Source organism: Streptomyces antnestii, assembly GCF_004005495.1.
Classification (GTDB): Bacteria; Actinomycetota; Actinomycetes; order Streptomycetales; family Streptomycetaceae; genus Streptomyces; species Streptomyces antnestii.
Genome location: NZ_RZYA01000018.1, coordinates 137213 through 151328, shown reverse-complemented (window position 1 = coordinate 151328; position 14116 = coordinate 137213). Strand labels below are relative to the sequence as shown.

Genomic DNA, 14116 nt, shown 5'->3' with positions numbered 1-14116 from the left:
CCTCATGCGCACCGCCGACTGGGACATCAAGAAGCTCGCGATCCTGCGGGCCCTGCGGGACCGGGGGACCGTCACGGCCACCGCGCAGGCCCTGCTCATGACCCCGTCGGCCGTGTCGCAGCAGCTGACCAATCTCGCCAGGCAACTGGGCGTGCCGCTCCTGGAGGCGCACGGGCGGCGCGTCCGCCTCACCGACGCCGCCCATCTCGTCCTGCGGCACGCCGAGGCGGTGTTCGCCCAACTGGAGCGCGCCGACGCCGAGTTGGCCGCGTATCTGCAGGGCGAGTCCGGCGAGGTGCGGGTCGGCGCGTTCTCCACCGCCGTGCCCGCCCTGGTGGTGCCCGCCGTACGCGCCCTGCGTACCGCCCACCCGGGGATCACCGTCCGGGTCCGCGAGGCCGAGGCCGCCGAGGCGTTCGAACTGCTCTCGGCCGGTGACGTGGACCTGGCCCTGTCGCTCGCCGCGCACGCGCCGACCGCGCGCGACCCCAAGTTCACCCGCGTACCGCTGCTCGCCGACCCGCTCGACGTGGCCCTGCCGGCCGGGCATCCGCTGGCGGGGCGGGCGCGGCCGCGGCTCGCCGAGCTGGCCGGCGAGCACTGGATCTTCGGGGGGTCCGGGCCCTGGTCGGAGATCACGACGGCGGCCTGCGAGGCGGCCGGGTTCGTGCCGGAGCAGGCGCACAGCGCGGCGGGCTGGACAGCGATCCTGGCGATGGTCGAGGCCGGGATGGGCGTCGCCCTCGTGCCGCGCATGGCGGCGGCGGGCCGGGACGGTGTGGTGATGCGGGAACTGGGCGAGGACCGGCCGGTCCGGCACGTGGTGGCGGCTGTCCGCCGGGGGGCCGAGGAGGCACCGGCGGTGTCCCGGGTCCTCGACGCCCTGCGCGAGGCGTCGGCGGACCGCTGACCGCGCGGACCGCCCCCCTCCCCAACCACTCAGACCATTCAGATTCTCTGAACGTGTCGGTCGAAAAGTTTCGATGGACCTAAGCACTCGTGCGGGCCGACAGTGGACGTATGACGACAGCCGACGCGACCTCGCCGCTCGAAGCCACCGAAGACCCGCACGCCAACGACGCCGCCCCCTACGGCGGCGGAGACCCCTACGCCGACTACCGCCACTTCGGCGACACCGAGAGCTTCGCCGACCTGGTGGACCTCGCCGACCGGCGCCTCGGAGCCGGGGTCATCGCGGCCAACGACGAGTTCTTCGCGGAGCGGGAGAACCTCCTCGTGCGCGAGCGGGCGGTCTTCGACCCGGAGCGGTTCGGGCACAAGGGCAAGGTCATGGACGGCTGGGAGACCCGGCGCCGCCGCGGGGCCGACGCGGAGCACCCCTTCCCCGAGCCCGACGAGCACGACTGGGCGATCGTCCGCCTCGGCGCGCCCGGCGTGATCCGCGGCATCATCGTCGACACCGCCCACTTCCGCGGCAACTACCCGCAGCGCGTGAGCATCCAGGCGGCCTCCGTGGCAGGCTCCCCGAGCCCCGAGGACGTGCTCGCCGCCGATGTGAAGTGGGAGGAGCTGGTCGCCCCGACCCCGGTACGCGGCCACGCGGCCAACGCCTTCACCATCACCTCCCCGCGCCGCTACACCCACCTGCGCCTGTGCCAGCACCCCGACGGCGGCGTGGCCCGCCTGCGCGTGCACGGCGAGGTCGTCCCGGACCCCGAGTGGCTCGACCTGCTCGGCACGTTCGACCTGCTCTCGGTCCTCAACGGCGGTGCGTACGAGGACGCGTCGGACAAGTTCTACTCGTCGCCGACGCAGATCATCCTGCCGGGCACGTCGCGCAAGATGGACGACGGCTGGGAGAACCGCAGGCGCCGGGTGTGCGGCACGAACGACTGGGTCCGCTTCCGCCTCGCCGCGCAGGGCGCGATCCGCGCGGTCGAGATCGACACGGCCTATCTGAAGGGCAACTCGGCCGGCTGGATCGCCCTGAGCGGCCGCGACGGCGAGAGCGGCGAATGGTTCGAGATCATCCCCCGCACCCGCCTCCAGCCCGACACCGTCCACCGCTTCAAGCTCCCCACCGAGGCGATAGCCACCCACGTCCGCCTGGACGCGTTCCCCGACGGCGGAGTGGCCCGCATGCGGCTGCACGGCGCGCTGACGGAGGCGGGACGCGCGGAGCTGCGCGAGCGGTTCGAGTCGCTGGCGTAGGGAGAACGGGTGGGCGCCCCTCGGACCGGTTACCCGGCACCGGGGCTGTGCCCACCCGTTCCGCCCTTGCGGAACGCCTGCCCACAGCGGAGTGGGCTGGCTGACTACGCGTCCGCCTCCTGTGCCCGCAGCGCACGCTCCACGCCCGAGCGGGACTCCGAGATCAGGCGGCGCAGGGCCGCGTTCGGTTCGGCGGTGGTCAGCCAGGTGTCCGTCGCGGCCAGTGTTTCCTGGGAGACCTGGATCGCCGGGTAGAGGCCGACCGCGACCTGCTGGGCCATCTCGTGGGAGCGGGACTCCCACACGTCCTTGACCGCGGCGAAGAACTTCTCCGTGTACGGGGCGAGCAGCTCGCGCTGGTCGGTCTGGACGAAGCCGCCGATGACCGCCTCCTGGATGGCGTTCGGGAGCTTGTCGGACTCGACGACCGAGGCCCACGCCTCCGCCTTCGCCTCCGCCGTGGGGCGCGCCGCGCGGGCCGTCGCCGCGTGGCGCTCGCCCGCCGCCGTCCTGTCCCGCTCGTACTCGGCGGAGATCTCCGTCTCGTCGAACCGGCCGACCGCCGCGAGCCGCTCCACGAACGCCCAGCGCAGCTCCGTGTCGACGGCCAGGCCCTCGATCGTCTGCGTGCCCTCAAGAAGGGCTTCAAGGAGGTCCAGCTGCTCCGGCGTGCGGGCCGTCGCCGCGAACGCGCGGGCCCACGCGAGCTGGTGGTCGCTGCCGCCCTCCGCCGCGCGCAGATGCGCGAGCGTCGCCTCGGTCCAGCGGGTCAGCGCCGCGTCACGGCGCGCGGGCGCCGCGTACAGGTCGATCGCCAGCTTCACCTGGCGGTGCAGGGACTGCACGACGCCGATGTCCGTCTCCTTGCCGATGCCCGACAGGACCAGCTCCAGGTAGGCGCTGGTGGGCAGTTCGGCGTCGCGTGTCATGTCCCACGCCGACGCCCAGCACAGGGCGCGGGGGAGGGACGACTCGAAGTCGCCGAGGTGCTCGGTGACGAACGCGAGCGACTTCTCGTCGAGGCGGACCTTCGCGTACGACAGGTCGTCGTCGTTGAGGAGGATCACGTCGGGGCGGCGCTTGCCGGCCAGCTGCGCGACCTGCGTCAGCTCGGTGGCCGTGACGTCCAGTTCGACGCGGTCGGTGCGGACCAGCTTGCCGCTCTCGTCGTCGAGGTCGTAGAGGCCGATCGCAATGCGGTGCGGGCGCAGCGTCGGCTCGCCCTTCGCGCCGGCGGGGAGCTCGGGGGCCTCCTGCCGGATGGCGAAGGACGTGATGACGCCGTGCTCGTCCGTGTCGATCACGGGACGCAGGACGTTGATGCCGGCCGTCTGCAGCCACGCCTTCGACCAGGCCGTGAGGTCACGGCCGCTGGTCTCCTCCAGGGCGCCGAGCAGGTCACTCAGGCGCGTGTTCCCGAACGCGTGGCGCTTGAAGTACGCCTGCACGCCCTGGAAGAACTCGTCCATGCCGACATACGCGACGAGCTGCTTGAGGACGCTCGCGCCCTTCGCGTACGTGATGCCGTCGAAGTTGACGAGGACGTCGTCGAGGTCGCGGATCTCGGCCATGATCGGGTGCGTGGACGGCAGCTGGTCCTGCCGGTACGCCCACGTCTTCATGGAGTTCGCGAACGTCGTCCACGAGTGCGGCCAGCGCGACTCGGGGTGGTACGCCTGGCAGGCGATCGACGTGTACGTGGCGAACGACTCGTTCAGCCAGAGGTCGTTCCACCACTCCATCGTCACGAGGTCGCCGAACCACATGTGGGCCAGCTCGTGCAGGATCGTCTCCGCCCGCACCTCGTACGCCGCGTCCGTCACCTTCGAGCGGAACACGTACTGGTCGCGGATCGTGACCGCGCCCGCGTTCTCCATCGCGCCCGCGTTGAACTCCGGCACGAAGAGCTGGTCGTACTTGGCGAACGGGTACGCGTAGTCGAACTTCTCCTGGAACCAGTCGAAGCCCTGCCGCGTGACCTCGAAGATCGCGTCCGAGTCGAGGAACTCGGCGAGCGAGGGACGGCAGTAGATGCCCAGCGGGACCGACTGCCCGGTCCCGGGGTTCTCGTACGAGGAGTGCACCGCGTGGTACGGGCCGACGATCAGGGCCGTGATGTACGTCGAGATGCGCGGCGTCGGCTCGAAGGCCCAGATGTCGTCCTTGGGCTCCGGCGTGGGGGAGTTGGAGATCACCGTCCAGCCGCTCGGCGCCTTCACCGTGAACCGGAACGTCGCCTTGAGGTCCGGCTGCTCGAAGTTCGCGAACACGCGGCGCGCGTCCGGCACCTCGAACTGCGTGTACAGATAGGCCTGTTCGTCGACCGGGTCGACGAAGCGGTGCAGGCCCTCACCGGTGTTCGTGTACGCGCAGTCGGCGACGACCCTCAGCTCGTTCGGCCCGGCCTCCAGGTGCGCGAGCGCGATCCGCGAGTCGCGGAACACGGCCGCGACGTCCAGCGACTTCCCGTTCAGGACGACCTCGTGGACCGCCGGGGCGACCAGGTCGATGAACGTCTCGGCGCCCGCCTCGGCGCTCTCGAACCGCACGCTGGTCACGGACCGGTAGGTGCCGCCCTCCTGCGCGCCGGAGAGGTCGAGATCGATCTCGTACGACTCGACACTGAGCAGCTTCGCCCGCTGCTGCGCCTCTTCACGGGTCAGATTGGTGCCAGGCACGCGGTCATCTCCTAGATCCGGTCTGCGTTCAACGTTTGTGACGTTTCCGGTCATCCTTCCATGGGGGAAGCGGAGAGCGCGATGTCCGTTTTCCGCCGGTGAACACATACGCGCGCGGCAAGGCTGTCCCCATGACCACGTACACGGCACAGCCCATCGCACCGGCCACCCTCAAGGAACTGCGGGACACCGACGACGCGGGGCGCCCCTGCGTCGCGTACACCGCGACGGACGACGCCGCCGTCGGCTCACCCCTGCGCTGCTGCCTGCGCCCGATCGAGCCCGGCGAGCGCATCGCCCTCGTCTCGTACGCGCCCCTGCGGCGCTGGAGCGAGGCCACGGGAGCGCACCCGGGCGCGTACGACGAGCAGGGCCCGGTCTTCATCCACGCCGACGCGTGCGAGGGGCCGGCGGCGGACGCCCACGGCTACCCCTTCGCCCGCCCCGGCGCGCTGCGCACCCTGCGGCGCTACAACGCCGACGGCCACATCGTCGGCGGCCGCCTCCTGGAGATTCCGGAGGCGGCCGACGCGGGGTTCGATCAGGCATTCGCCGAGGCGTTCACCGACCCGGAGGTGGCCCTGGTGCATGTCAGGGCCGTCGAGTACGGCTGCTTCCAGTTCGCGGTCAGGCGCCCTTGAGCTCCGCCGCCACCAGCTCCGCGATCTGCACCGCGTTCAGCGCGGCGCCCTTGCGGAGGTTGTCGTTCGAGACGAACAGCGACAGGCCGTTCTCCACGGTCTCGTCGCCGCGGATGCGGCCCACGTACGAGGCGTCCTTGCCCGCGGCCTGGAGCGGCGTCGGGATCTCGGACAGCTCGACGCCGTCGGCGCCGGACAGCAGCTCGGTGGCGCGCTCGACGGACAGCGGACGGGCGAAGCGGGCGTTGATCTGGAGCGAGTGCCCGGAGAAGACCGGCACGCGCACGCAGGTGCCGGAGACCTTGAGGCCCGGGATCTCCAGGATCTTGCGGGACTCGTTGCGGAGCTTCTGCTCCTCGTCCGTCTCGTTCAGGCCGTCGTCGACGATCGAGCCCGCGAGCGGGAGCACGTTGAACGCGATGGGGCGCTTGTAGACCTGCGGCTCGGGGAACTCGACCGCCTCACCGTCGTGGGTCAGCCTGTCCGCCTCGGCGACGACCTTCTGCGCCTGGCCGTGCAGCTCGGCGACGCCCGCGAGGCCGGAACCGGAGACCGCCTGGTACGTGGCGACGACCAGCGCTTCGAGGCCGGCCTCGTCGTGCAGCGGACGCAGGACCGGCATCGCGGCCATCGTCGTGCAGTTCGGGTTGGCGATGATGCCCTTGGGGCGGTTCGCGATCGCGTGCGGGTTGACCTCGGAGACGACCAGCGGGACCTCGGGGTCCTTGCGCCAGGCGGACGAGTTGTCGATCACGACCGCGCCCTGGGCGGCGACCTTCTCGGCGAGGGCCTTCGAGGTGGCGCCGCCCGCGGAGAACAGGACGATGTCGAGACCCGTGTAGTCGGCCGTGGAGGCGTCCTCCACCGTCACACCGTCGACGACGCTCCCGGCCGAGCGGGCCGAGGCGAACAGGCGCAGCTCGTCGACCGGGAAGTTCCGCTCGACCAGGATCTTGCGCATGACCGTGCCGACCTGACCGGTGGCTCCGACGATTCCGACCTTCACAGGGGTTTCCTCCGTACGTGCGTGCGGCCATCCGGCCTGGCGGGTGAGTCCATGATGCGTCTGTCCCCGGCCGCCTTGTCCAATCCATTGTCCGACGTGCAAGACGCCACAATCCCCGTCTCACGGTGCGAACGTTTCGCCCCCTGCCGGCGTCCTAGGACAAACGCGGGGAGGGGAGGGGCATTGCTGCGCAGAAGAACGCGCCGCGCGGAGGCGGCCGATCCGCTGGACGCCGCCCAGGAGGACCGGGTGCGGGCCGTCCTGTCGCTGGGAGGGGTGCCGCACGGCGAGCTTCAGGACGGCGTGCAGCAGGTGCGGCTGAGGCTCCTGGAACGGGCCGCGCGCGGCGACGAGGCGCCGCGCGACGTATCGGCGTGGGCCGTCGTCGTCGCCTCGAACCTGGCCATGGACTGGCACCGGTCCAGGCGCCGCCAGGAACGCCTCGGCGAACGCCTCGCCTCGCTGCGCCAGGAACAGCGGGCGGAGGACGGCGCCGAGTCCCGGGTCCTGTCCCTCGCGGTGGCGCAGGGCCTGGACGAGCTGCCGGACCCGCAGCGCCAGGTCGTCGTGCTGCGCTTCTACGCGGACCTCCCGGTGCGGGCGATAGCGGCGGAGCTGGGCGTTCCGGAGGGCACGGTCAAGAGCAGGCTGCACACGGCGGTACGCGTGCTGCGGGCGCGGCTGCGCGAAGGGGAGGTGGTGTGACATGGAGCGTGAGGACCGGCTGCTGATGCTGGCGCTCACCGGGGAGCCGCTTCCGCCGGAGGACCGCGACGACCCGGGGGCGGCGGCCGCGTTCGCGGAGGCGGCGGCGGATGTCGCGCTCCTGGGGGAGCAGCTGCGGGGGATCGGGGACGCGCTGGCGGCGGATCCGGTGCGGGTGCGGCCACCGGCACCCGTCGTCCGCGTCCGGCCCCGCAGGCCCCGGCTGCGCCTTGCGCTCGGCTCGCTCGCCGCCGTGGGCGCGTGCGGGATCGCGGGCGTCATGATGTGGCTCGTCGCCCAGCCCGGGGACTACGCGGCGTCCGGCGGGGCCGACAAGTCCGTGAGTGACGACCGCCGGGTCGGAAAGGGCGCGGAGCTGAGCCCGGAGGGCCTCGTGGCGTGCTCCCGGATCGTCGTGGAGGGCACCGTCGACCGGGTCGCTCCCGTCCCCGGCATCGACGGCGACCGCATCACGCTGACGGTGACACATCACTACAAACCGGCCCGCGGACCGGCGAAGGTCACGTTCTGGATGGACCACGGCGTCGACCCCCGCCTGAAGCCGGGAGACCACGCGCTGATCACCATCCCCAAGGGCGCCGACCACCCGGACAACTGGGCCACCGGCAAGGAGATCAAGCCGTTGCGGGACATGATCGTCAAGGCGCTGCCCGGCTCCCGCGGCCTGGCGTGCGAGCGGGGCCCCGGCCCCGCCCTGTGAGCCCGGGGGCGGGGCGGGAGTACGACAAGGGGCGGGCGCCCGACCGGACGCCCGCCCCACTCGTCACCCGACAACCGCTACGGAGTGACCTTGTCGATCTTCACGCTGCCGAGCCCGGCGACCGTGCCGCGCCCGTTCACGAGCTGCACCGTGCCGAAGAACTCCCGGCCCTCCGGCGCGGCCGCCGCGGCGACGACCTCGGCCGTGACCTGGGTCGCGTCACCGTTGCCGAGCTTCACGGACTTCGCCTCGTCGACCTTGACCTGGCCGAGCGCCGGGGAGAAGAACACGTCGCGGTAGTCGTAGTCCGTCGAGCCGGACGGGACCGAGTAGCCCGCGACCTCGACCGTGTACGTGCCGGCGGCCGGCTTGCTGATGCTGACGGCCTCCTCGGAGTCGCCGTCGGCGGACTGCGCGACCTTCTTGCCGTTCTGGTCGTAGACCGTCAGGTCCAGGTCGGCGGCCGTGTCGGAGACGTTGCCGATGGCGACGTCGAGGCGATCGGCGCCCGCGGGCACGACGACCGTGCTGGTCTGCTTCTCGCCCTGCTTGATGGCCGGGCGAGCGGTCTTCGACGAGCCGAGCGGACCGCCCTTGAGCTTGCCGTCGAGCGCGGCGAAGCCGTTCGTCACCTTCCAGGAGACGGCGGCCGGGGTGCCGGCCTTGGCCTCCGGGACGGTCTGCACGGCCGGGTCGAAGGCCGCGCCGAGCACGGCGACGTCCAGCTGGTACGGGTTGTCGAGCTGCGGCGACGTACGCCGGGCCTCGACCTCGATCTCCCAGACACCGGCCTGCGGGTCGGCGTACGACCGCAGGTCGGGGCGGCAGGTGTTGGCCGGGTTGTAGTTCGGGTAGCAGCTCGGCGTCGACGTGTCGTCGACCGGGACGCCGTACGGGTGGATCGAGATGAAGCGGGTCTGGCTCTTGTCGGCCAGGCCGCTCATCGCGACCTCCAGGGACTTCGCGCCCGCCGGGACCGTCAGGAAGTACGACTTCGTGCTGTTGCGCTGCACGGAGCCGGCGTCCGAGAAGGTGTACGACGGCTTCGCGAGCGGCGTCGAGACGACGACGGTCGCCATGATCTGCTGGTCGACGCCCTCGGTGCGCGGGTCGTCCACCTGGAGGATCGCGCTGCGAAGGCCCGCGCTCTGCGGCGCGGCCTGCACCTTGACGGTGACCGGCTTGTTCAGCGGCAGCGAGACCGTGTCGCCGCCGAGGATGCGGAACGTGTCACCCGAGTTGTTCTTCAGGGACAGCTCGTGCGTGACCGCGCGGTCCGGGCCCGACGTGCGGGTGACCGTGACGTCGTACGTCTTCTTCTGGCCGGCCTTGAGGCCGCCCTCGCGGTCGTAGATGCCGGTGCCGAAGCCCGGGTCCTTGAGCGCGTAGTCGATCGCGGTGTCGACCGGGGCCTTCACCGTGTAGGTGTTGGCGCTCGCGCCGTCCGCACCGTCCTCGATGGAATTCCACGCGTCGACGATGTCGATGAGGCCGGCGCCCTCGGTGTACGCCTGCGCGCCCTTGATGTGCTTCGCCGTCGAGGTGAGCGCGGTGCGCAGCTTCGCCGGGGTGAGAGCGATGTGCTTCTGCTTGGCGGCCGAGAGGAGCAGCGCGGAGGCGCCCGCGGCCTGCGGGGACGCCATCGAGGTGCCCTGGAGCATCGAGTAGCCGGCCGGCAGCGCGTAGCCCGCCTCGGCGACCGGGGAGCCCGGCAGCCAGGTCTGCGTCGTGTTGATCGCGGCGCCGGGCGCGCTGATCGTCGGCGTGAAGCCGCCGTCCTCACGCGGGCCGCGCGACGAGAACGGCATCATCGCGTACGGCTTCTCCACGACGGAGCCGTAGTTGGACGCCCAGGTCTCCTTGGAGATGGCGGCGCCGACGGAGATGACCTTGTCGGCGAGGCCGGGGTCGCCGATGGTGTTGGCGCCGGGGCCCGAGTTGCCCGCGGAGATCACCAGCTGGACGCCGTAGGTGTCGATGAGGCGCTTGTAGAGCTCGGAGCGCGCGTTGTTGCCGTCGTTGAGGGCGGGCAGGCCGCCGATCGACATGTTGACGATGTCGACACCGCGCTGGGTGACGAGGTCGATCATGCCCTCGGTGAGCGCGACGTTGGTGCAGCCGCCGGACCAGGTGCAGGCGCGCGACGAGACGATCTTCGCGCCGGGCGCGGCACCGCTCATCTTCCCGCCGAACAGGCCGTTGGCGGAGGTGATGCCCGCGACGTGCGTGCCGTGCTCGGACTCGATGACGCCGATGTTGACGAAGTCGACCTTCTTGCCGACCCAGTCGCCGCCGTACGGGTCCATCGGGACGTCCTTGCGGATCTCCACGACGAACGGGATGCGCTCGACGACGTCGGTCGCCGGGTCGTCCTTGCCGAAGTACCCGATCTGGTAGCCGTCCTTGTACGGCTTCATCGGGGTGTCGTCGGTGAAGTCGGCGTCGTTGTTCAGGTCGACGGTGACCGTGCCGGCCTTGGCGTCGTAGAGGACGGCCCAGGAGTCGGTGGTGTCGCCGTCGCGGTTCAGGTCGCCCTTGGCGTCGCCGCCGGTGGTGTCGGACTCCTTGAACGTGGAGACCTGGTACGAGCCGGCGGCGGCCTTGAAGGCGCGCCCGTTGTAGGTGAACGCCGGGCCGGCCACGGAGGTGATCATCGGGCGCCAGGTCTTGTCGCCGTCGACGATCGGGTCGGTCGAGGTGACCCAGTCGACGATCTTGCGCTCGCCGGTGGTGGTCTTCTGGAGCGCCGGGTGCCCCAGGTCGACACCGGAGTCGAGGATGCCGATGGTGACGCCGCGGCCGTCGGCCTTCGGGTGGTCCTTCACGAAGTCGACGGCGCCCGTCTCGAAGGACGGGTTGTACGGGTTCTTCGCCGGGGTGTCCTTGCCGGGGCCGGTGTACGTGCCCCCGGCGGCCTCCTGCGCGCCCTTCGCCGTGTCGCCGGCCGGGGTCGGGTCGTCGAGCTCGATCTCGTGGCGCAGGTCGATGCCGTGCACGGAGGAGAGCTTCTCGGCCGCCTTGATGGCCGCGTCCGCCCGTGAGGTCGGCACGGTGGCGCGGACATAGCCGAGCTTGTCGTAGGTCCGGCCGACCGAGCCGCCCTTGACGGCGTCGAGCTGGCGGGCGACCTGCTCGGTGGCGCCGGGCGCGGTGGCGACCATCATGGTCACGTTCTTCTCGCCGGACGCCTGCGCCTCGGAGAGGAGCTGGGCGTCGGACGAACCGAGCTTGTCACCGGCGGACTTGACCGACGTGTCGGAGGACGGAGTGGTGTCCGTGTCCGCGGAGAAGGCCAGGGGTATCGGCCCGGTTGCGGTGAGCGCTGCGACGAGACCGGCGGCGGCCGCGAGCCGGGCCGCCCGTCTCGCTCCGGATATCGGTGCGCGCTGGGGATCGTTGGTCATCAGCATCCCTGTACGTAAAGGTCGGAAAGGGTCCGGAATTCGGTGCCGGATGACCGCTCAGCTTTACGTAAGTGACGTCTGTTTGGGGAGAGTTGCCGATGGCGTGATCAGACCATGGCGTACTTCCGCCATACGCCATCACGGACAAGGGGGTGGATAGCCGGATTTGCCCCCGCCGCACATCGAGGCGTCCGACATCGTGCGCATCCCCCGTATTGGTTCTAGCGTCGGTCTGTGCACAAAGAGCTGAGGGTGGCGGCGTACGCCGTCTGCGTCCGGGACGGACAGGTGCTGCTCGCCCGCTGGGTGGCCGGCGACGGCAGCAGGCGATGGACGCTGCCGGGAGGGGGCATGGACCACGGCGAGGACCCGTACGACACCGTGATCCGCGAGCTCGACGAGGAGACCGGCTACGCGGTCGAGCCCGTCACCCTGCTCGGCGTGCACTCCGTTCAGCGCCGCTACCCGCGCGACCACGGCTCCGTCGCCGACTTCCACGGGCTGCGCCTGGTCTACGAGGGCCGCGTCACCGGCGGCACCCTGCGCCCCGAGGAGAACGGCTCCACCGACCTCGCCGCCTGGCACACCCTCGACGACGTGCGCCGCCTCGCCCGCGTCGAACTCGTCGACGTAGGTCTCCAGCTGTGGCGCGACCGGCCCCCGGCGGGGCGCCCCCTTCCCTGAAAGGCGGCCTTTGGAGGGCACCCCCTTCCCTGAAAGATGAACGCAGGGTGACCGGCTTCCCTCCGGCGCGCGAGGCGCGCGTGACCGCGCAGGGTGGCCGGTGATCCACGTGGCGTGATCGGCGCCGCGCGTTGCGGCCTCGTTAACGCACAGGTCATTCCCGATGCCAACCATCCAGTACGAGCGGGTAGTTCTGCCACGGCGAACGCCCCGCGACCACTGCCGACGCGTTCGCACTCGGGGAGACCGCGCCATGCCGCGCATACGCTCTGTCGCCGACACCGCTGCTTCAGCCACCGCCGCCAAGGCCGCCGCCCTCGCCTCGGCGCTCGACCGCCGCACCTTCCTCGCCGCGTCCGGAGCCGTCTCGCTGACGGCCGGCATCGGCTACGCCATCGGCCCCGGCACGGGCACGGCCGCCGCGGGCCCCGCTCCGGCCCCCGTCTCGCGCCGGGCGCCCGCCGCCCCGCTCGCGCCCTACACGCGCGGCACCACCCTCGGATCCGTCGCCGCCGCCCCGGCCGGTACGGGCTACCGCCGCCTCGGCGACGGCCCCGGCTGGCAGCGCGTGGTCCGCGGCGACCTCGCCGGCGCCCGGTCGGGACGCGAGGCCCGCCGCACCGCGCTCGCCGCGTTCGTCCAGTTCACCGACCTGCACCTGGTCGACGTACAACACCCCCTGCGCTACGAGTACCTGCGCGCCCAGACCGCGAGCGCGTGGCGGCCGCAGGAGTCCCTGTCGGTCGCCGGAGCGGTCTCGCTCGTGGAGCGGGTCAACGCCCTGCGCGGCGCGCCCGTCACCGCCTCGCCCCTGCACTTCGTCATGACGACCGGCGACAACACCGACAACAACGCCAGGTCGGAACTGGACTGGTTCCTGAAGGCAATGAGCGGCGGGCGCATCACCCCGAACACCGGCGACCCGCGCCACTACGAAGGCGTCCAGAACAGCGGCCTCAAGCTGTACTGGCAGCCGGACGCCGCCCTGCGCGACGCCGACAAACAGCTCGGCTTCCCCCGCCTCCCCGGCTTCCTGGACGCCGCGATCGGTGAGCTGCGCAGCCCCGGACTCAACCTCCCCTGGTACTCGACCGTCGGCAACCACGACGCGCTGCCCGGCGGCTGCTACGCGCCCGGCGACTCCTTCTTCGCCGAGTTCGCCGTGGGCGGCAAGAAGCTGATGGAGCTTCCGGAGGCCGACGCCAAGGCGATCTGGGACAACGTCAAGAAGGGCGGCGACCCCCGCGGCAAGGCCTTCGAGGAACTCCTCAAGTCACAGGCCCGCCACATGCGTTCGGTCACCCCCGACGAGCGCCGCGCCCCCTTCACCCCGGCCGAGTACCTCAAGGCCCACCTCGACCCCGCGCACACCGGGCCCGGCCCCCACGGCCACGGCTACACCCAGGCCAACGTCGACGCCGGCACCCAGTACTACGCCTTCCGCGTCTCGGACGACGTGCTCGGCATCAGCCTCGACACGACCGACCCCGGCGGCCACTACGAGGGGTCCCTCGGCACGGCCCAGCTCACCTGGCTGGAGCGGACCCTCGCCGCGCACAAGGACGACCACGTCCTCGTCTTCAGCCACCACACCAGCAAGACCATGCGCAATCTGAACAAGGACCCGCACCACCCCGGCGAGACCCGGCACGGAGGCGACGAGCTCGCCGCGCTCCTCGGCCGCCATCGCAACGTCCTGGCCTGGATCAACGGCCACAGCCACAAGAACGACATCACCCCGCACGCCGGCGCGTCCGGCGGCGGCTTCTGGGAGATCTCCACCGCATCCCACGTCGACTTCCCGCAGCTCGCCCGCATCATCGAGATCACCGACAACCACGACGGCACGGTCTCCCTGTTCACCACGCTCATCGAGTCCGCCGCCCCGCACCGCACCGACTTCACCGACCTCACGCAGACCGGCCTCGCCGCCCTCTACCGCGAACTCTCCTTCAACGCCCCGGGATCCCGCGCCACCCTCTCCGGCACCCCCGGCGACCGCAACACGGAACTCGTCCTCCGAAAGGGCTGATTCGCGCCCAACCCGCTGACGCCCCTCAACCCCGCCCCACGGCACCGGAGTCACCCACGTCGACCGCAGCGCA

At 71.5% G+C, this 14116-nt stretch carries 10 protein-coding genes; 7 read left to right on the top strand and 3 right to left on the bottom strand.

Features of this window, described 5'->3' with window-relative positions; genetic code table 11:
* The first annotated feature begins 4 nt into the window (after positions 1-4).
* A complete protein-coding gene (locus EOT10_RS30320; protein WP_127831560.1) occupies positions 5-910 on the top strand; it encodes a LysR family transcriptional regulator in 906 nt (301 codons plus the stop codon).
* Between the two features lie 110 nt (positions 911-1020).
* A complete protein-coding gene (gene alc / locus EOT10_RS30315) occupies positions 1021-2172 on the top strand; it encodes an allantoicase (protein ID WP_127831559.1) in 1152 nt (383 codons plus the stop codon).
* 104 nt (positions 2173-2276) lie between these two features.
* On the opposite strand, the gene pepN is transcribed toward alc, so the two are convergent.
* Positions 2277-4850, bottom strand: a complete 2574-nt coding sequence (gene pepN / locus EOT10_RS30310) for an aminopeptidase N (protein WP_127831558.1) — start codon at positions 4848-4850, stop codon at positions 2277-2279.
* Between the two features lie 131 nt (positions 4851-4981).
* Here pepN and EOT10_RS30305 point away from each other — a divergent pair, with 131 nt between their 5' ends.
* Positions 4982-5491, top strand: a complete 510-nt coding sequence (locus tag EOT10_RS30305) for a DUF1203 domain-containing protein (protein WP_127831557.1) — start codon at positions 4982-4984, stop codon at positions 5489-5491.
* On the opposite strand, the gene EOT10_RS30300 is transcribed toward EOT10_RS30305, so the two are convergent.
* Positions 5478-6497, bottom strand: coding sequence for an aspartate-semialdehyde dehydrogenase (locus EOT10_RS30300; protein WP_127831556.1), 1020 nt, complete (start codon positions 6495-6497; stop codon positions 5478-5480). The genes EOT10_RS30305 and EOT10_RS30300 overlap by 14 nt on opposite strands.
* A 183-nt stretch (positions 6498-6680) precedes the next feature.
* Between EOT10_RS30300 and EOT10_RS30295 the strand changes: the two genes are divergently transcribed.
* The gene (locus EOT10_RS30295) at positions 6681-7202 is read left to right on the top strand and encodes a sigma-70 family RNA polymerase sigma factor (RefSeq protein WP_223281296.1); all 522 of its coding nucleotides are present in this window, start codon (positions 6681-6683) and stop codon (positions 7200-7202) included.
* 1 nt (position 7203) lies between these two features.
* Positions 7204-7923 carry a hypothetical protein gene (locus EOT10_RS41435; RefSeq protein WP_189492248.1) on the top strand — a complete coding sequence of 240 codons (720 nt, stop codon included), beginning with the start codon at positions 7204-7206 and terminating at the stop codon, positions 7921-7923.
* 77 nt (positions 7924-8000) lie between these two features.
* Here the strand turns inward: EOT10_RS41435 and EOT10_RS30290 are convergent, their stop codons facing one another.
* Positions 8001-11327 carry a S8 family serine peptidase gene (locus EOT10_RS30290; RefSeq protein ID WP_127831555.1) on the bottom strand — a complete coding sequence of 1109 codons (3327 nt, stop codon included), beginning with the start codon at positions 11325-11327 and terminating at the stop codon, positions 8001-8003.
* 234 nt (positions 11328-11561) lie between these two features.
* Here EOT10_RS30290 and EOT10_RS30285 point away from each other — a divergent pair, with 234 nt between their 5' ends.
* Both EOT10_RS30285 and EOT10_RS30280 read left to right on the top strand, forming a co-directional pair.
* Positions 11562-12011 carry an NUDIX hydrolase gene (locus EOT10_RS30285; protein WP_127831554.1) on the top strand — a complete coding sequence of 150 codons (450 nt, stop codon included), beginning with the start codon at positions 11562-11564 and terminating at the stop codon, positions 12009-12011.
* A 253-nt stretch (positions 12012-12264) separates the two neighbouring features.
* Positions 12265-14043 (top strand): TIGR03767 family metallophosphoesterase, encoded by a 1779-nt coding sequence (locus EOT10_RS30280; protein WP_127831553.1) that lies wholly within the window; start codon positions 12265-12267, stop codon positions 14041-14043.
* Positions 14044-14116 lie beyond the last annotated feature (73 nt).